The organism is Acinetobacter sp. YH1901141, assembly GCF_013416935.1.
Taxonomy (GTDB): domain Bacteria; phylum Pseudomonadota; class Gammaproteobacteria; order Pseudomonadales; family Moraxellaceae; genus Acinetobacter; species Acinetobacter towneri.
On the sequence record NZ_VPEY01000034.1, the window covers coordinates 1 to 19,170 of the forward strand.

18 protein-coding genes and 1 pseudogene are annotated in these 19,170 nt (G+C 41.3%); 10 read left to right on the forward strand and 9 right to left on the reverse strand.

Translation table 11 applies throughout. From position 1 onward, the window contains the following. Window positions 1-90: pseudogene (locus tag FTV52_RS14635) on the reverse strand (transposase); the annotation flags it as partial. Window positions 91-170: 80 nt separating this feature from the next. Further along, a complete protein-coding gene (locus FTV52_RS13065; protein ID WP_154320171.1) occupies window positions 171-1,502 on the reverse strand; it encodes an alpha/beta fold hydrolase in 1,332 nt (443 codons plus the stop codon). Window positions 1,503-1,810: 308 nt separating this feature from the next. Here FTV52_RS13065 and FTV52_RS13070 point away from each other — a divergent pair, with 308 nt between their 5' ends. Together FTV52_RS13070 and parE are read left to right on the forward strand one after the other, a co-directional pair. Then, a complete protein-coding gene (locus FTV52_RS13070; protein WP_154320172.1) occupies window positions 1,811-2,395 on the forward strand; it encodes a YqiA/YcfP family alpha/beta fold hydrolase in 585 nt (194 codons plus the stop codon). 14 nt (window positions 2,396-2,409) lie between these two features. After that, entirely contained in the window at window positions 2,410-4,290 is a 1,881-nt protein-coding gene (parE, locus tag FTV52_RS13075; RefSeq protein WP_004974183.1) for a DNA topoisomerase IV subunit B, read from the forward strand. A 76-nt stretch (window positions 4,291-4,366) separates the two neighbouring features. On the opposite strand, the gene FTV52_RS13080 is transcribed toward parE, so the two are convergent. From FTV52_RS13080 to FTV52_RS13095, 4 genes are all read right to left on the reverse strand, one after another. Continuing rightward, window positions 4,367-5,068 carry a phospholipase D family protein gene (locus FTV52_RS13080; protein ID WP_179990964.1) on the reverse strand — a complete coding sequence of 234 codons (702 nt, stop codon included), beginning with the start codon at window positions 5,066-5,068 and terminating at the stop codon, window positions 4,367-4,369. Window positions 5,069-5,204: 136 nt separating this feature from the next. Continuing rightward, on the reverse strand, window positions 5,205-6,620 hold the full coding sequence (locus FTV52_RS13085) for a DASS family sodium-coupled anion symporter (RefSeq protein WP_179990965.1): 1,416 nt from the start codon (window positions 6,618-6,620) through the stop codon (window positions 5,205-5,207). A 176-nt stretch (window positions 6,621-6,796) separates the two neighbouring features. Then, window positions 6,797-7,579 carry a sulfite exporter TauE/SafE family protein gene (locus FTV52_RS13090; protein WP_004974188.1) on the reverse strand — a complete coding sequence of 261 codons (783 nt, stop codon included), beginning with the start codon at window positions 7,577-7,579 and terminating at the stop codon, window positions 6,797-6,799. 172 nt (window positions 7,580-7,751) lie between these two features. Further along, the gene (locus FTV52_RS13095) at window positions 7,752-8,489 is read right to left on the reverse strand and encodes an outer membrane protein OmpK (RefSeq protein ID WP_179990966.1); all 738 of its coding nucleotides are present in this window, start codon (window positions 8,487-8,489) and stop codon (window positions 7,752-7,754) included. A gap of 545 nt (window positions 8,490-9,034) precedes the next feature. Between FTV52_RS13095 and FTV52_RS13100 the strand changes: the two genes are divergently transcribed. The 6 genes from FTV52_RS13100 to FTV52_RS13125 all read left to right on the forward strand — a co-directional run bounded on the left by FTV52_RS13100 (window position 9,035) and on the right by FTV52_RS13125 (window position 14,306). Continuing rightward, complete coding sequence (locus tag FTV52_RS13100; RefSeq protein ID WP_004974190.1) at window positions 9,035-9,400, forward strand: HPF/RaiA family ribosome-associated protein; 366 nt, start codon at window positions 9,035-9,037, stop codon at window positions 9,398-9,400. Between the two features lie 164 nt (window positions 9,401-9,564). Beyond that, window positions 9,565-10,107 carry an ankyrin repeat domain-containing protein gene (locus FTV52_RS13105; protein WP_136144366.1) on the forward strand — a complete coding sequence of 181 codons (543 nt, stop codon included), beginning with the start codon at window positions 9,565-9,567 and terminating at the stop codon, window positions 10,105-10,107. A gap of 16 nt (window positions 10,108-10,123) precedes the next feature. Then, window positions 10,124-10,894: a transporter gene (locus tag FTV52_RS13110; RefSeq protein WP_179988757.1), complete on the forward strand. Its 771-nt coding sequence runs from the start codon at window positions 10,124-10,126 to the stop codon at window positions 10,892-10,894. 172 nt (window positions 10,895-11,066) lie between these two features. Further along, complete coding sequence (dsbD, locus tag FTV52_RS13115; RefSeq protein ID WP_179990970.1) at window positions 11,067-12,899, forward strand: protein-disulfide reductase DsbD; 1,833 nt, start codon at window positions 11,067-11,069, stop codon at window positions 12,897-12,899. Then, complete coding sequence (locus tag FTV52_RS13120) at window positions 12,896-13,576, forward strand: glutathione S-transferase family protein (RefSeq protein WP_179990967.1); 681 nt, start codon at window positions 12,896-12,898, stop codon at window positions 13,574-13,576. The genes dsbD and FTV52_RS13120 overlap by 4 nt, the downstream gene beginning before the upstream one ends. Before the next feature lie 166 nt (window positions 13,577-13,742). Continuing rightward, complete coding sequence (locus FTV52_RS13125; RefSeq protein ID WP_179990968.1) at window positions 13,743-14,306, forward strand: FMN-dependent NADH-azoreductase; 564 nt, start codon at window positions 13,743-13,745, stop codon at window positions 14,304-14,306. 106 nt (window positions 14,307-14,412) lie between these two features. Here FTV52_RS13125 and FTV52_RS13130 read toward each other — a convergent pair whose 3' ends face one another. Continuing rightward, entirely contained in the window at window positions 14,413-15,324 is a 912-nt protein-coding gene (locus FTV52_RS13130) for an alpha/beta hydrolase (protein ID WP_179990969.1), read from the reverse strand. 154 nt (window positions 15,325-15,478) lie between these two features. On the opposite strand from FTV52_RS13130, the gene FTV52_RS13135 reads away from it, so the two are divergent. Beyond that, on the forward strand, window positions 15,479-15,916 hold the full coding sequence (locus FTV52_RS13135; protein ID WP_004974208.1) for a DUF2147 domain-containing protein: 438 nt from the start codon (window positions 15,479-15,481) through the stop codon (window positions 15,914-15,916). Between the two features lie 96 nt (window positions 15,917-16,012). On the opposite strand, the gene FTV52_RS13140 is transcribed toward FTV52_RS13135, so the two are convergent. Further along, entirely contained in the window at window positions 16,013-16,360 is a 348-nt protein-coding gene (locus FTV52_RS13140; protein ID WP_026438350.1) for a Spx/MgsR family RNA polymerase-binding regulatory protein, read from the reverse strand. Between the two features lie 853 nt (window positions 16,361-17,213). Beyond that, window positions 17,214-18,032: an exodeoxyribonuclease III gene (locus tag FTV52_RS13145; protein ID WP_179988755.1), complete on the reverse strand. Its 819-nt coding sequence runs from the start codon at window positions 18,030-18,032 to the stop codon at window positions 17,214-17,216. A gap of 39 nt (window positions 18,033-18,071) precedes the next feature. Between FTV52_RS13145 and pyrE the strand changes: the two genes are divergently transcribed. Beyond that, window positions 18,072-18,722, forward strand: a complete 651-nt coding sequence (gene pyrE / locus FTV52_RS13150; protein WP_096901637.1) for an orotate phosphoribosyltransferase — start codon at window positions 18,072-18,074, stop codon at window positions 18,720-18,722. Window positions 18,723-19,170: the final 448 nt, after the last annotated feature.

Consider the following 19,170-nt stretch of genomic DNA (forward strand, 5'->3'; position numbering starts at 1 on the left):
AATTTCAAATTGTGCAGCTACTGCTCGAATAGAATAACCTTCCTCAAGCTTAGCTAAAATTTTACGTCTAAAATGTTCTGAATAACTCATTGCACCATTGTATTGGTTTTATAATGATTTGACTATAAAAATCATCGTGTTGTAGCGTATTTTGAACTGTTTAGACTATGTTAGGTGAGCGCGATGCCTTCTAAGCTTGACCAATCACCAATAAACTCACGAATTTGCTGCTCTGGCACTTCTTCATGCGCAGGATAAAACCATTTCACCAATTGCTCAGCCACACTCGGATGATATTGCAACTGAAAATGGTTCAGACCATAGAACACAGCTTTGTGCGATTCAGGCAGTTTTAATTGAAAACGTGGGTTAGGATGTTCCCCCAAAGCACTTTTTATACTGACTAAATAATCGCCAATGACTTTGCGGGTCAGGTTCTGCTTTTTCTCAAACTCAATGCTGCCTGCCACGAAATAAGCATTAATATGGGTCGGCAAAGGTGCAGGTTTGCGGTTGTCATCGACCTGTCCAATTCGTGCCTGATTATGTTCCCAGTCATCATCTCGCACACTGCCATAGCGCAAATCTAAAATGCCGTTGCTGCGAATGTTGACCAAATGCCCGACAATTTTCACAATAGGAAAGCGACCTAATTTTTCCTGTAAATGGAAACCAAAACGCTCCAAAACAGCCCCATGATGTGGTGAACCCAAGCAGACCAGATTTTCGACCAAGTGAATCCAGTGCTGCAAATTTTGCTTACCGTAAAACAGCGCACTGCGCGACACCAAGCCACCCATGCTGTGCCCAATTAAATCAATACTGGTAATTTTAGGATGACGCTGAATTAAATCATCTAAGGTATTGGCAAGACTGCGGCCATTGGCAGAAATGCGACGCCCTGTATTGTAATTCAGATATAACATGGTGTTATGGTCACGTTGTGCCAGTAATTTTTCACCAAAACCACCAAATTGGTGTGTAGTCCAATCGAGGTGATTGCGGCATAAACCGTGCACAAAAATTACCACACGTCCAGACAAATCGCCTTGTTGGACTTCGCCATAATGGTCATAGAGCACCATAGGTAAGGCGAGCGGATTTTGCTGTTCGAGTAGATAATCTCCCAGTACGCCATTCAGTACACCGACTAAAAAATGCAGGCTTGGCGTGAGTGCTTTGTCATGTAAGTTGGGAAATTGCGCAATGATTTGACGTAAACCTGGTGCAACAAAGTGATAGCCGTATTGTTGTAAGCTGTGGAAGGCAAACTTATACAACTTTTGAAAAGTTGCGGTTTTTTGAAACTTTTGCGAGCGTTGTTCGCTCATGCCAAATACGCTGAGCAAAACTTCACGCTGAATGGTTTGAATCACTTCGCTCATCACGGCATTCAGGCGCGTGCTGACCAACTGTGCCAAGCCTTCTAGGATATCGGCCTGACTTGGAGGTGTACGATCCCATCTACAATACGTTTCATGCAGCGGTGTTAAACTTGGCATACTGTGTTGCCCCTTGTGTTCCCATATACCGAACGCTTTATTTTTACTTGGGTTCGCGGTATAAACTCAAGGGTCTGCTGGCATTTCATGAATTTACAGAACTGCAAATTTTTAGATGAATTGTCACCAAACCCGATACTTTTATTTTATCGTGTTCATCTTGAACTACTTGTAAAATACCGATGACTGCCAAGATGTTCGCATCTTTTTGTCTAACAATTGCATTTTTCCATGAAAATTAAATTAAAAACGCAAAATAAGTGCTGTATCAGCCAAAAATTGAATGGTGTTGCTCAGAAATGTCGCGCATGAATTTAATTTATTTACATGGTTTTCAAAGTAGTCCTTTGTCCATGAAAGGGCAGCTATTGTATGCCTATGTGCAGCAGCATCGCCCTGATATTCAGATGCATTTGCCCGATTTAAATGCTCCACCTTTAGCGGTTTTGGCAAACGTATCGGCATTGATTCGACGTTTGCCCAATGTGGCATTGGTGGGCAGCAGTCTAGGCGGCTTTTATGCGACACAACTGGTCGCACAGCATCATGTGCCTGCTGTTGTGATTAACCCTGCTATGCGACCATGGCAATTGTTTCAGGACTTGTTTGGCGATGTGCTGCCCTATGTGGTACATCCGAACTGGAGCTTAACTGCAGCGCAATTGGATGACTTAGCAGACATTGCGTTGCCAGTTGCGCAAGATGCAGACAAAATATTGGTGTTATTGCAACAAGGCGATGAAGTTTTGGATTATCGTGAAGCGCAGCGTTATTATAGTGCTGCCTCACCTTCGGCCATGATCATGACTGAAGCGCACGGCAATCATGCCATGGATAATTTTGCAGACAAAATTCCGATGTTACTGCAATTTTTATCGGATTCCCTAGCTTAAGGAAACAGTACAACGTGTCTCAATATACCGCTCAATCTCTTGAAGTTTTATCTGGTTTAGATCCAGTACGTCGTCGTCCGGGCATGTATACCGACACCACACGTCCAAACCATTTGGCGCAAGAAGTTATTGATAATGCGGTGGATGAAGCACTTGCAGGGCATGCCAATAAAATTACCGTAAAAGTCTATAAAGATGGCTCTTTGTCGGTAGAAGACAATGGCCGTGGTATGCCTGTCGATATTCACCCAGAATACGGGCAAAGCGGGATTGAAATTATTCTGACCAAGCTGCATGCAGGCGGTAAGTTCAGCACCGACAACTACCAATTTTCGGGCGGTTTGCACGGGGTCGGTATTTCTGTAGTGAATGCCTTGTCCAGTCGGGTTGAAGTGACCGTACAGCGTCAGGGCAACCTGTATAAAATGGCTTTTGATCAGGGCGAAGCTGCTGCACCTTTAGAAGTCTTGGAAGGCAAAGCCCCAAAACGTGCTTCGGGTACGTTGGTACATTTCTGGCCTGAAGCTAAATATTTCGATTCACCTAAATTTGCGCTAAAAGCCTTAAAACACAATTTAAAAGCCAAAGCGGTACTAGCTGCAGGTTTAGAAATTCATTACATTGATGAAATTAACGATGAAAAAATTGTCTGGCAGTTTGAAAATGGTCTAGTCGACTATTTGATGGATGAGCTGGAAGATCGAGAGATTGTACCTGCCCCTGCTTTTGTGGCGACAGGTGAGGCAGAGCGTGCCAGTGCAGAGTTTGCAATTTGCTGGAATGTAGAAGGCGGCGAGCAAATTCAAGAAAGTTATGTCAACTTGATTCCGACTGCGCAAGGCGGTACGCATGTCAATGGACTACGTTCTGGTGTGACCGATGCGTTACGTGAATTCTGTGAATTACGCAATTTATTGCCGCGTAATTTAAAGCTATCTGCCGAAGATGTTTGGGATGGGGTCAACTACATTTTATCGTTAAAGTTCCAAGAACCGCAGTTTTCAGGGCAGACCAAAGAGCGTTTATCGAGCCGTGAAGCGGCAAGCATTATGCAGAATATTGCCAAAGATGCCTTTGCCTTGTGGTTAAACCAAAACTCTGACATTGCCATGCAGCTGGCAGAAATGGCAATTTCCAAAGCAGGTCGTCGTTTAAAAGCAGCGAAAAAAGTAGAACGTAAAAAAATTGTTTCAGGCCCAGCCTTGCCGGGTAAATTGGCAGATTGCGTGGGACAAACCCGTGAAGAATCGGAACTGTTTATTGTCGAAGGTGATTCCGCAGGTGGTTCTGCCAAACAAGCACGTGATAAAAACTTTCAGGCGATCATGCCAATTCGCGGAAAAATTTTAAATACGTGGGAAGTATCTTCGGACGAGGTTTTGGGTTCGCAGGAAGTACACGATATTGCAATTGCGATTGGGGTTGACCCGGGCAGTGATGATTTATCTGAATTGCGTTATGGTAAGGTTTGTATTTTGGCCGATGCCGACTCAGATGGTTTACACATTGCCACTTTGCTGTGTGCTTTATTCGTGAAACATTTCCCAAGTTTGGTGGAAGATGGGCATTTATACGTCGCCATGCCGCCGTTATTCCGTATTGATGACGGTAAAGATGTGCATTATGCGCTAGATGAAGATGAGCTAGAAAATACGCTGAAAAAAGCCAAAACCAAAAATCCGCAAATTACCCGATTTAAAGGTTTGGGTGAAATGAATGCCAGTCAGTTACGTGAAACCACGATGGATCCAAATACACGCCGTTTGGTGCAACTCGATTTGGATGATAGTCATTTTACCGCAGGTTTATTGGATAAATTGCTGGCTAAAAAACGCTCTGCAGACCGTAAAGTGTGGTTAGAGCAAAAAGGTAATTTAGCCGATTTGGCGGTTTAAGCTGATTTAATTTAGAAAAAGCATCCATTATTTCAAAAAAGTAATGGATGCTTTTTATTGTAATTTTGATTGGTGTTTATAATTCAATATTTTCAGGCCATAAAAAATATCCACCATATTGACTGGTTTTAAATTCTGCACCTACGTCTTTGCCTTGTTGAGTGAGTGTGTGCTTTCCAGCATCATTGATATTTAATAAGCCTTTTTCGGTAAAATGAGCCAACAATTCATTGGTTTTCATTTTATGTTTTGCTGCAAGTTTAGATGATGTTAATTTACCAACATTATTGTCATTGGTTTCTTCAACAGATTCATTTATTGGTTCGGCTTTCACTTCATCTAAACTAATTCTAACTTCATCACTAATACGAATAATACGTTGCGCTTCTTCATAAGCATCTTTAAAGACATCTTGATCTTCATATTTGCGAATCAAAATGCCCATTTCGTTATTATTAATTTGGCTAAATTCATAAAGATTTAGACTAGAAATAATACATTCAGATTCATTGAGATAGCATTTAGCATGTAAGTTTTTACAAAAACTGAGCCGAACAAAATCAAGTTTTTGCATCCATTTTATTTCATCAGGATGTAAATCGCTTTTTCCATAAACGATTCGAATATCAATTTTGAGTCGATCTTTATCTTCAAGTAACTCTTTAATACGGTCATTTAAACGTAAATATAGGCTAATTAAAATTAACCTTTCTTTGGCATTTTTTATCAGTTCTTCTAAGAAAAAATTGGTCGCGCTCGTATTTAAAAACTTAGCCATTTAACCCTCCTCATTGTGTCTAAATTATTATGTCCTGAGTATAGCGAATTTATTTAGGTAATGATTTGATGATTAAAAATATTCTAAAATTGAGGCGAAAAAATGGAGCATCTTGTGCTCCATTTTTTATTGATCCTTAACTAAAGAACCAATATACAAATAATGAAATAATAAATACGCACATGACGTTCAACACCATGCCCACACTCATCATTTCACTTTGTTTAATTTGACCTGTACCAAATACAATCGCATTTGGTGGCGTTGCCACAGGTAACATAAAGGCACACGATGCACCAATACCAATAATCACCACTAAAATTTCTTTTGGAATACCCATTTGGTCTGCAATTGCAGCAAATACAGGGACCAATAACGCAGCAGACGCCGTATTACTGGTAAATTCAGTTAAGAAAATAATGAAGATGGTCACCGCAAAAATCACCACCAGTGGAGAGGTATCCCCAAAGGTATTGGCAAGGGTTTGACCCAATACCAAAGATGCGCCTGAATCTTTTAAGATCGCACTGAGAGTTAAACCACCACCAAACAGTAATAACACGCCCCAATCGGTATTTTCAGCCACTTGCTTCCAAGACGCAGTACCTAGCATAACCACTAAACATGCAGCAGTTAATGCAGTCCATGTATCGGGTTGGCTAATGCCGAAGGTTTCGCTAAGTTTCTTGCCGAAAATCCACGCCACTGCAGTACATACGAATAAAATCATCGTTGCAACACGGGTTTTGGTCCAAGGAATCACTTCAGTTTCAAAATGAATTTTTTGATTTAAATTTGGACGCAATACCAAATATAAGCTGACCAACATCGCTGGTAGCAAAATCAGCATCATTGGTAAACCAATTTTCATCCAGTCAGCAAAGTCATAGTCTAATGCTTTGGCTGCAATAGCGTTTGGTGGCGAACCCACCAACGTACCCAAACCACCTAAACTGGCAGAGTAGGCAATCCCCAATAAAATGAAAACGAAGGTTTTACGCTCTTTGGTGGCATCGAGGTGTGATAACAAACCCAGCGCCAACGGTAACATCATCGCCGCCGTGGCTGTGTTGGAAATCCACATCGACAACGCAGCAGTGACGATAAAAATAGATAAAACCGAAATCCCCAAGTGACCGCCCGACATGGAAATAATCCACATCGCAATTTTACGATCCAGTTTCTGAATGTGCAGTGCAGTCGCTAAAGCAAAACCACCAAAGAACAGGAAAATAACAGGATCGGCAAAAGTCGCCAATGCCTTGCTGGTGCTAATTGGCTCAAGCACTTTGCTGGCATTTTCTACAGGCATGCCCAAAATTACGGCAAGCACCGGCACCAAAAGCGCGGTAATGGTAATGTGTACAGCTTCGGTGAGCCATAAAATACCAATAAAAAGCAACAGACTTAGACCCTTATTTGCATTTTCATCATAGGGCAAGACATTGTATAAACCGAAAGAGAGCAGGGCTGCAATTGCAACAATCACCCAGGTCTTGATCAGTTCTTTTCGCTTAATATTGGTTGGCACTTCTATATGGTTATTTTCCATAGAAGTTCACTCCGTCAAAAGGAATTAAAAGAAAAGAGGGAAGATTGGTCGATGCAAACGACCGAAGCAGTCTGAATAGACTGTTTTTTAAGCTGGTCTTAATTATAGGTGTAAATAATTATTTAAGCCAAAAAAAATCTAAATAATTTTCCATTTGTTATGTTTATTGGTCTGATTTATATCAATAAAGCAGGTGATGTTTGGATGATGAATAATCCTTGAGCAATCGCGTAAAGTGCCATAAAACCCAATAACGTAAATACAATCTGCTTAAATAATGTCTGGGAAATTTGTTTACGAATCAGACTGCCGATATACACCATCAGCATAGAGATGATGCAAATCAGGGCTAAAACTTTTAATTGTATGTGGCTAAACTGTTGAATTACTGGATATAAAACTGCCAATTGAATGAGTTTGGAAATAATAAAGTTTAAGTTGCTAATCACCACAATATCGGTTTTGCTGTGTTGAGTGCTGAGTAAATACATCATTAGAAATGGTGCCATGGCATTGGTCGCACCACCAATCACACCTGCCAGCAAACCAAAAATCAGCATATTTTTGAGTGAGGCAGAAATTTGCAAAGGACGTTGTCGAAATTGATCGGCCACGTACAATAAAATCAGTACGCCCATTGCCAATTTTAAATAACCTTCGTTCAGAATGAGCAGCAAACTGACGCCCAAATAGCTGCCAATCAGCGCACTGAAGATTAAACCCCAATATTTTTTGCAGTAGCCATATAAACTGCTGAATATAGATTGTGTGGCATCGCCCCGCAGCATGTAGATATTGAGAAGCAAACAGGGAATCAGAACCAAAGCAACCGCAGTACTGAGTGGATATAACATCGCCACCGCAGCCGTACTGAGCATAGGAAAACCAAAACCGCTCATGCCATGCAAAATTGCAGCAATCGCACAAAACAGCAGAATAATGAAATCGGTTTTTTGCATGTGGCCTTCACAGTGCTTTTTATTTGAAATTTAACTCAATGTAGCGGAGTTTTGCGCTAAGTACAAATGGGTTGCATGGTTATGAGCAAAGCATATTTATTGGAAACTATTTTAATGACCAATAAAAAAGCAAGACCGAAGTCTTGCTTTTTTGAACAGAGAAAAATACAGCTTAGAAATGGTATTTGACCAATGCGCTGACATCGTTTTGATCTACGCCTTTAATACCAAACTTGTTGTTCCAAACAGAGTGTTCGATACCGACATATAAACGTGTATTTGGCGAAATGTGTTTGCCTGCATTCCATTTATATTGTGTAGTCCAGTTGAGTTCGCTGGCATGGTCATCTTCTGCAGTAGACCAATCAAGGAAACCATCTACTAAAAAGTCTTCAGCACCGACTTTAAATGGAAGACCGTAAGCAAACGTCATTTGATAATCATCTTGAGAGATATCTTTATCATTATCTGCTTTGTAGAAGTTCAATTGCGCATATTTGAAATATGGAAGCTCAAGATCAAAACCAATACCGTATAGGTAATTGTTAAAGCCTTCGCCACCTTCCCAAGTGGTTGCAATTAAAACATCTTTAATTGGACCAAAGGCAAGTTTTTGACCAGAAACAGCGCCTAAGCTTAAGCGTGGTGATACTTCAAAGTAAGTGTCATTGCCATCTACATCATTGTTTGAACGGTCAGCAAAGGCAAAAAAATCACCATATTTAAAACCAGCAGCGTATTCAAAAGTTACAGTGCTTTGTTCAATCTCTTGATCGCTAGTTAAAAAAGGTGATTTGTAATTTTCACCGTATAAACCTGTCACGCTAAAATCTTGCCAAATCGGTGCAGCTTGCGTAAAAGTTGCAGCAGTGGAGATTGCGCACAGCGCAGCAATATGTGTAAGTTTCATAAAAATAGACCCCAATAAAAGCGTTTCAAGGATACAGATTCTTTAGCAAAAATAAAGCAAAATTCGATTATTGACGGGTCATTTTGGGGTGTTTTCTATCAGCTTTTGGGTTGAATGCTTTTTAAACGATTTAAAACCAATGGTTAAAATGTAAAGGTGAATATTGCAGGTGTGACTAAACCCTTTAAAAGCATCAAGTTTCTCATTGGCAATAGATTGAACAACGTAGTGCTATCCAAATTGATCGCTTATTGAACATCTAAGCTGAAATTGGTGATAAAAGGGTTATTCTTTTGCTGCTTTTCTATAAATATCGCTTGCATATTTTTCAGATAGGCCCGATATTCAAGGTATAGGGACACGGTTCTGCAGAATTAAAAGTGTTCATCATTCACGTAGGAGGAAGTGATTCCAAACTAAGTTGAAGATGTACTTTATGCTGTAAAAACAGCACATTATAAACACGCCAAAACGTATATATAAAATTATGTGTAAGATTTTGGCACAACAAGATTCAGAAATAACGAACGCAAGAGGATGAAATCATGAACATTGAAATCCGTACCGATAAAAACATTCAAAACAGTGATCGATTAATTAGTTACGTTCGTGAAGAACTGAATAATGAATTCCAACGCCACAGTGAGCGTATTACCCATTTTTCAGTGCATTTTAGTGATGAAAATGGTGAAAAAGGCGGTGATGACGACATTCGTTGTATGATTGAAGCACGTCCAGCAGGTTTAAAACCAGTGGTTGTGAATCATCGTGGTCATAATATTGATACAGCCATTCACGGTGCGATTGACCGTTTAAAACGCAGCCTAGAACATGCGTTTGAGAAAAATGAGAATCCTCGTGGTGCTCGCCCAGAATTTGTAGATACAGATGTTGGTGGCGACGACGAATAAGGATCAGACAGATTCCAAGAGCCTCGCAAATTTTGCGGGGCTTTTTTGTGTTTGCATGCAGCCAATGCACTAAATTCACGATTTGCTGACATTTATCTCATACAAATGTCGCTTTATTGGGCATAATAGTTCTAAATTAAACATTGAATAAGAGAGCTCTCTGCATGTTAACTGCGCAACAACAAGTCTTGGTGCAAGCAATAGAAGAATTAGACCTTGCCCAAGTGCAACGCCTATTGGCAGACGGTTTAGACCCTAACTTTATGGATGCCGAAAAAGGCCCTGTAATTTCAGTCTGGTCAGATGGTTTATTTCAATGGTGGGAAAAAGTCTGCGAAGCATATGAAGCAGGTCAGCCACTCACAGAGCAGCAAAAACAGCAAGATTTGCAAGTGCATTTAGATATTTTAGAGGCCTTGATTCAAGCCAAAGTGAATTTGCATTTATGGGATGCCGAAGAAATTTACGGCCCATTGTGGGATGCGGCTTCTGCAGCATGTGTTCCTGCGGTACAGCGTTTATTAGATGAAAAAGTCGATCCGAACAGCAAAGATGAAGATGGTTTAACGATTTTATCTTCAATTAGTGATTTATTGTTTGATTGTGATTTTGATGAAATTCAGTGGTCGGATGCTTTGCCAGAAGAACAACAGACTTTAGAATTGTTGCGTCGTTATGGCGCAAAAATGAGCAAAGAATTGGCCTAAGAGCAGAGATAAAAATATGTCAGCATTAAAAACAGTTGGGTTAATCGTGGCGGCAGGCATCAGCATGCAGGTGAGCGCGGCAGATTTTGAGTTTGATCGTCCTGGTGCAGGAGTGAGTACGGGTATTACACCTGTAGGGAAACTGGCTTGGGAACAGGCTTTGCCAAGTGCAAGTTATCAAGAAAGTAACGATGCTTCGGGCGAAAAAGTTAAAACTACTCGCCTTAATGCTGACATGCTGTTACGTACAGGTTTGGCGCAAGATTTAGAGTTACAGCTGGGCTGGCAAGGGCCTGCATGGAGCAAAAGCAAAACTGCAGGTCAATCGGTTGAAGATGATGGTTTGGGTGATGTCAGCATTGGTTTAAAACAAGCCATTGACTTAAATGATGACAAACTTTCTATGGCCGTGTTGTTGCAAGCGCTAATTGCCACAGGCAATGATGGCTTTAGCGAAGAAGATGATATTTATAGCTTGGGTACGGCAGTCAGCTATCAATACAGTGAGCTGTTAAAAACAGGCATCAACATGCGTTACGATGTACAAAATAGCGATTGGGCGGTTACAGCAATTCCCAATATTCAGTACCGTTTAAGCGATCAATGGTCAGGTTTTTCAGAATTGGTCTATCGCAAAGCTGAAAGTCAGGACAATGAATATGGCTTAATTTCGGGAGTGATTTACGCACTGAATGAACGCACTCAACTGGATGCCAGTGTCGGTGTAGATTTAGACGGTGCAGATAAAAGTTACCGTGCAGGTTTAGGTATGGCGTTTTTGTTCTAAGCCATTTAAACCATTTAAAGCTTTAAAATACGTTGTATGCTGCAGCAGGCCAAAGTTATTAAGTATTAAGCTTGCTGCAGATTCGTTTTCATCCTAATAAAGTTCATGCCGAGGCGAGCAGAACATGAAGCAGTCCTTATTTCAGACCTTTTGGCAAGTTGCTGTTGATCTAATGGCTGATATTTTACGTTATGTGGCGCAGGGCTTATCTTGTCTGCTCGCAAGTCTACTTTTATTGTGTTCGCTAAGCCTACACGCAGAAGCACCTTTACTCCCACCCGAACAAGCCTTTCAGTTTAGCGTTGAATCGGTCAATCCCCAACAAGCCGAACTGCGCTGGAACATGCCTGAACAGTATTATTTGTATCAGCATCAATTTAAGGTTGAGCATGGACAGCAAATACTGGCTTTAGAGTTGCCTCCCGCAGAAGATGTTTATGATGAAAACTATGGACATACTCAGGTTTATTATCAACAAGTCAGTTTTAAAATTCCCACGCAGGCTGCACAGCGCTATCAAGTGAGCTGGCAAGGTTGTGCGCAAGATCGACTTTGTTATCCACCACAGCGCATTGAATTTCAGACAGACAGCACTGGTTTGGTGATTTTAGACAATCAAAGCGCAGCACAAAAAAATCTGTGGGGTGGACACAGTAACCCAACCCAGAATGTGTTTTCGACAACACCTGCCAACTCCACGCTAGCATCCTCAACAAGTGTTGCGACAGCGCAAACCATCACAGCACAAGATCAAATATGGTCAGAAAAACTGGCACAAAGTTCGTTTGCCTATGGCTTGCTGCTGTTTTTGGGTTTAGGGGTTTTATTGGCCTTTACCCCATGCTCCTTGCCGATGCTACCGATTTTGACCTCCTTGTTGGTGCGTGAACATAAAGGTGTCAAAGCGTGGACGATTACTCTGGTCTTTGTCTGTAGCATGGCAATGGTCTATGCCATATTGGGTTTAATTGCGTCATCCGCAGGTTTGAATTTTCAGCGCTGGTTGCAGCAACCTGCGACTTTAATTGCTTTTAGTTTGCTGTTTGTGCTGTTTGCCTTAAATCTGTTTGGACTGTTTGAAATCAAGTTGCCGCGTGCTTGGGTCAATCGACTAGATCAGGCACAATCCATGCAAAAAGGCGGTAATTTGGCAGGTGCTGCACTCATGGGCATGTTGTCGGCACTTTTAGTTGGCCCATGTATGACTGCACCACTGGCAGGGGCGTTATTGTTTATTTCACAAACCCAAAGTCAGATGCAGGGGGCGTTGCTGTTATTTACGCTCGGTTTTGGTATGGGTACGCCGTTATTATTGGCCAGTGTGCTTGGGGCAAAAGCTTTACCACGCGCAGGTTTGTGGATGCATCAAGTCAAAGTGCTGTTTGCCTTTATTATGTTGGCATTGGCGTTGTATTTTATTCGTCCTTTATTGGGTGAAGCATGGATGCAATGGCTTAGTTTGGCACTTGGACTGGGTTTTGTCGGCTATGTGCTGCATCGTTTGAGCGGCTATCATGGTGTGCTGCGGGCGATTTATCTGAGTGCGTTATTGGTGGTGGTGCCGTATCTGATTTATAGCCAATATCAACACAGTCAGCGTTTTTGGCAGCAGGAAAACGATGCAGTCTTAGAATGGCACCGTGCAACGACTGCAACAGAATTACAACAGTTACTTGCCCAAGCTCCGAAAAATCAGCGCATGATTATAGATGTCTATGCCGATTGGTGTGTGGCGTGCCGTCCGATTGAGCAACAGGTATTGACATCTTCCACTGTAAAACAGGCACTTGCAGAATTTTATTTAATTAAACTCGATTTAAGCCATTACGATGCCAGTCATCAAGCTTTGCTGAATAAATGGGAAATTTTAGGGCCACCTACCTTTTTATTTTTGGATGCACAACAACAAGAAATTCGCAGTCTGCGTTTAACGGGTGCGTTTAACGAAAGCACCTTGTTAAATCAACTGCAGCAACTTCAAACCACACAGGAGTCATCGCCATGATGCAGCTGTATATTGCCAATAAAAATTATTCGAGCTGGTCGATGCGCCCGTGGTTGGTACTGAAGGCGTTTGATTTGGCTTTTGAAGAAATACAACTGAACTTTCCATGCGAGCGTGGTGAGGGCGATTTTAAACAACGTGTCCTAGAAATTAACCCCAATGGTAAAGTGCCTGCCTTGTTAGATCAGGGCATGTTGATTTGGGATTCTCTCGCCATTTGTGAATACTTGGCAGAGCAATATCCTGAACAGGCACTTTGGCCACGTGATGCACAGCAACGCGCTTGGGCGCGTAGCATCAGCGCAGAAATGCACAGCGGTTTTACCGATTTACGCAGTTTAAGCGGCATGAATATTCGCGCTAATTTAGCAGAGGTGGGTGCAAAGTTATGGCAAGAACATTCGGGTTTAAGACAGGATGTGGCACGCATTGAACACATTTGGGTGGAACGTCCTGCTGTAGATGGTTTCTTGTGTGGTGAATTTAGCATTGCCGATGCGTTTTATGCCCCTGTGGTGACACGTTTTATGACTTATGCCTTGCCTGTAAGTGCCAACAGCCAACACTATATGCAGCGGGTGATGCAGCATCCTGCTATGCGCGCTTGGGTACACGCCGCATCACAAGAAGCAATGTGGGTCAATTATTTAGAGCCTTATCAAAAACCAGCAAAATGACTTGGAAAAAGCAGGATTAGGAAAAATACTGCGGAAGTTTTTGTACGGTAAAGTGGTCTTTTTTGTTCCAAAAATAAAACATAGTGTCTTAGTTTTCCCAATTATTCTATTTACGCTGCACGATTAAAATAGCGTTATTAAATGAATACAAGATTGGAACATCCCCATGAAAATTTTACACATCGACTCGAGTATTTTAGGTGAAAACTCAGTTTCACGTCAGTTAAGCCAAGCGATTGTGCAACAATTGACTGCAAAAAATAGCAATGCACAGGTCGATTATTTAGATTTGGCACAACAGCCGATTCCGCACTTAACTGCCGAAATTTTAATGGGGCAGGATGCAGAACAAGCGGCTTTGGGTGAAAAAATCATCCAACAATATATTGATGCCGATGTCGTGGTGGTGGGTGCAGCCATGTATAACTTTGGTTTGACTTCAACTTTAAAAGCATGGATTGATCGCATCAGCGTGGCAGGTGAAACCTTTAAATATACCGAGCAAGGGCCTGTAGGCTTGGCGGGTGAGAAAAAAGCCTATATCGCCAGTAGCCGTGGCGGTGTGTATGGTGATAACAGCCCTGCCGATTTTCAGGAAGATTTCTTGAAAACCATCTTCAACTTTACAGGGGTGAATGATGTAGAAATTATTCGCGCTGAAGGGGTGAGTATGTCGGAATTTAAAGACCAAGCTGTTGCCAATGCGATGCAAAAAATTCAGGCGATTTAACCCACTATTTCAATAAAAAAAGCTCAGTGCCTTGAGGGTGCTGAGCTTTTTTATATAGATGGATCGGCTAAAAGGGTTGGTTAGCAAAGCCTTGTTATGGTTGAACTTAGCTCTGATCTTGCCGATGTGCAAACTCTGCTAAATCTGCCAATGCACGTTTGGCTTCTTCAAACCACGGTGAAAACATTTGAAAATTGTGCCACATACCCGTGTAGAGTTTGTAATGCACTTCTACGCCTGCCTGTTCGGCTTTTTCTTTAAAACGTGTTGCATCATCCAGCAAAATTTCTTTAGAGCCAATTTGTACTAAAACTGGTGGTAATTCATGTAAATCATCAAACAATGGCGAAATTTGCGGGTCTGCCCGATCAAGTTCAGGCGGTACATAGTAATCAATGCCTGTTTCCAGCGTTTCAATTGACAGCAGGGCATCATGCTTGCTGTTATAACGCAAGGATTCACTGGTGAGGGTTAAATCTAAAAATGGTGACAGCAGCATTAAGCCACTCACTTGCGGCAATTGCTCATCACGTATTTTTAAAGCTAGCGCCAACGCTAAATTTGCACCGCAAGAATCTCCTGACAAAATAATATCTTTGGCGTGTATACCTTGCGCCAACAGACTTTGATAGACATCAAACACGGCTTCCAAAGCATGTGGAAAAGGATGCTCAGGTGCAAGCGGATAATCGACATGAATCACTTGCATTTGGGTGCGTGCCGCAACTTGACTCAAAAATGCTCGATGGGTATTTAACGAACCCAGAAAAAAAGCCCCGCCATGAATATGAAAAATGAGCTGTGTTGCAGCATTCTGTGGTTTTAATTCTTCGGCATGCAGACCTGCTAAACGCAGCGCGCGTACCTGCACCGACTTTTGCATGGGAAATAAACGGCACATTTGTTCTAGTGCAAAACGTACAGAATTGGGGGGGAAATTAAATTGGCTTGGTTTGCGAATGGTGGTTTTTAAAAACTGCTCTGTAATAATTTGTTTCCACATGGGGTTAATCTTCATGATTTTTCCATCTTGTTCTTTATTTGATCGGATATTTGTGTATTTACCAACATAATTTACAAGGGTACACTAAACGGTCACATTCAAAAATTGCAAATTTGTTGTGACTTTTTAATAATAAAGTTGTCTGATAGTAGACTAGGGAAACAAAACAATGAAAAAAATTGCACTTGCATTCGGGCTGTTAGGTTTAAGCGCTTTGGCCAATGCTGCAGATCCGCTTAACGGCACAGTTTGGAAAACAATTGACGACAAAACCAAACAACCCAAAGCCACGGTAAGATTTACTGAGCAAAAAAATGGAACTTTAACCGCAAGCATTCAGTCAATTTTAACGCCTGGTGAAGAAAATGCCTGTACAAAATGTGAAGGTCCGTATCACAACAAATCACTCAAAGGTTTGACCATTGTTCGCGGTCTGAAAAATACAGGCGGCACGAGCTACGATGGTGGTTCAATTCTTGACCCGCAAACAGGTAAAACCTACAAGCTAAAAGGTAAACTTGCCGATGGTGGTAAGAAACTGGAATTGCGTGGTTTCATTGGTGTAGCGGCATTGGGTCGTAACCAAACATGGATTCGTGCGAACTAAGCATGTATTCCACCTGTGCAGTTGAAATCATATTGCACAGGATATAAAAAAACCTGCTCCATGTGAGCAGGTTTTTTTATTGGTATTTTTTTAAACTTAACCTAAAGCACGATAAGCCGCTTCATCAAAACCCGCAATAAAGCCTGATTCAGTTTTTAAGACAGGACGCTTAATTAAACTGGTGTGGGTGCAAAGTGCCTCAATTAAGTTGGCTTCACTGGCCAAGGCAGCTTGCTGTTCTGCTTCGCTGAGTTTGCGCCAAGTGGTGCCTTTTTTATTCAGTACTACATCTTGCCCAAGCGCATCTAACCAACTTTTGACAGTGTCGGCATCGATCCCTTGTTTTTTATAATCGTGAAACTCATAACTTAGCCCCAATTCATTGAGTAAATCGAAGGCTTTTTTCATTGAATTGCAGTTCTTAATCCCATAAATTTTTAACATATTTTTTTCACGTTAATATCATCAAACTGGCTATAGCCTAGCCCAAAACAGCGCTAAGTGCTAGAAACTTGCAGTGAACAATGACTGGCTGTTTAAATGGTATTTGTCATCAATACGTCATACCGATGTCACCAAATTGACACTTGATCGCTCTAAAATGGGACGCATAAACAGAATAAAATGAAAAACTTGATAAAAATAGACTCAAGTGAAAATAAAAAATACAGTGAAGAACAACAGTAATAGCGCAAAACAGAAAATAAGATGATAAAAAGAGAAAACCCGCATTTAATCATCCTGATTATGCGGGTCTCATTTTAACGTCCATTGTTACATCCTTGAAACTAACCAAAACCAGTTAGTTTACTTTCCATCCTTCGGCTTCCAATCCTTTTGTGTCATCCTGACTGTCCCTTTGCCGTGATGCAATAATGCGCTGAATCGACTTGAAGATAAATACACAAAGTCGACAGATTATGTGCGAATTGAACCTCAGTTGAGTGAACAATTGTTCACTCGTGTAGGCTGTGAAATTTGTGTGAATAAGGGACTATTGACAATTCGTCTATGTTTGCGACGACGCATATTTTTAGCTGATATAAGGCATGGGACAGGAAATTTAGCCATTCTAAATGACTGGCACATAACGCAATAGCAGCAAAAAAATATGCTCGTCCTTCGCTGCGCCTTGCGCTGCAAACAAAGCAGTGCTTGTTTTTGCTCAGGCTGTGGCTAAAACTTTCTCAGATTGCGTTATGAAACTTGGCAATAGACCCACTATTCCCTGCGTTTCACGCCTGATCTGCTCAGTTTTAGCCTACAGCGCAAACCATTTATGAAATGTCAATAGACCCTAAATCTTATAATCAATAATCACGGGAGCATGGTCACTAAACCATTCGTCTTTATACACCCAAGCATTGACAGTGCGTGCTTTCCAGTCGGGTGAACAGGCATGATAATCAATCCGCCAACCAACGTTCTTGGCACGGGCTTGCCCGCGATTTGACCACCAAGAATACAACTCTGCTTCATGGCGTACTTCACGGAAGGTATCGACATAGCCCAAGTCATTATAAATATGATCTAACCATGCACGTTCATGCGGTAAGCAACCTGAAGACTTTTGGTTACCTGACCAGTTTTTAATATCAATGCGCTTATGCACAATGTTGTAATCGCCACAGACAATGATCGATTTATTGTCTTCACGCCACTGTTTTAGAATTTTTTGATACTCTTCTAAAAAGTGATCTTTCCGCATTTGGGCTTCTTCACCTGAAGAGCCAGAAGGCAAATACAGTGAACAGATGTAAATTGGGTGATCCAGTCCTACATCAAATTCAGCACTGATAAAGCGACCCTGAGAATCGGCCAATTCAAAGCCTAAACCATTTTGCACAGAAACAAACGGCAAACGGCTATAAATAGCTGTCCCTGCGTAGCCTGCGCGTTCTGCAGGGAAAAGATGCGTGTGCCAGCCTTCTGGCTTAAATTTATCGGTCCATTGGGCGTGTGTGATGCGGCTTTCCTGCATGCAAATCACGTCTGCTTCAGACTTTTCCAACCATTCGAGTAAGCCTTTGCTTACCGATGAACGCAACCCATTGACGTTAATTGAAACCACTCGAAGAATTTTTTGATCACTCGGATAGCTACTCTTTGGTATCATGCTCAGGTCTTACCTCAATGTATTAATTTGGAGCACCTCATGACATCGCCAGCTCAATTTAACCCGCAAGCTTTTATCGAACTCGCCTTATCACGTGGTGTGCTTAAATTTGGTGAGTTTACTTTAAAATCGGGTCGTGTGAGTCCTTATTTTTTTAACGCAGGTTTGTTGAATGATGGCGAAGCTTTATCGCTATTGGCTTCGGGCTATGCAGATCAACTCATGCAATGCAAAAATGTAGATGTTATTTTCGGGCCTGCCTATAAAGGTATTCCATTTGTGGCAGCTACAGCAGTGGCTTTATCGCAAAATCATGGCGTAAGTGTGCCGTGGGGGTTTAACCGTAAAGAAGCCAAAGATCATGGCGAAGGCGGTGTGTTGGTGGGTGCTGCGGTTGAGGGCAAAAAAGTTTGGATTATTGATGATGTGATTACTGCGGGTACGGCTATTCGTGAAGTGGTGACTATTTTGAAAAATGCAGGCGCACAAATTGCGGGCGTATTGGTGGCTTTAGACCGTCAAGAAAAAGGTCAGGGCGATTTGTCTGCTATTCAGGAAGTGCAAAAAGAGTTGGAAATTCCTGTGCATGCTTTAATTACCATGAAAGATTTAATGAATTATTTGGATGCTAAAGGTGAAAAAGATGCCTTGGCGAAAATGGAAGCGTACCGTGTGAAGTATGGGATTTAAGTTGTTTTGGAGAAGGAAGCGAGAGCTTCCTTTTCGCTTTTATTCAGTTTGATTTTTAATAATATAATGAAATGTAATAAATAATAAAAAAGCCCGACTGAGGGGTGAGACAAATTTTGTATTTTTAAATCACATTAAAATTTAATATGAGAAAAGTACTATGATTTTTTACTAATTTAAAAGTTTGTTATACTTCGCATTATATAATAAAAACATATACGAACTCAAAAATGACAAGATCAACTTCGTTATACAAATTATTTATCAAAACACTAGAACAACAGATGTTCTCAAAAGAGATTGAGCAAATCTTAAAAGTTGTTGGGTAATCCTCCCTAAAAATAATTGAGTTTAAAAGTAGAAAATCGAATAACCTTGATTTAAGGAGATTTTCTATGAAAACATCTAAGTATTCAGACAGCTTGATCATGAGTATCTTGAAGCAAGC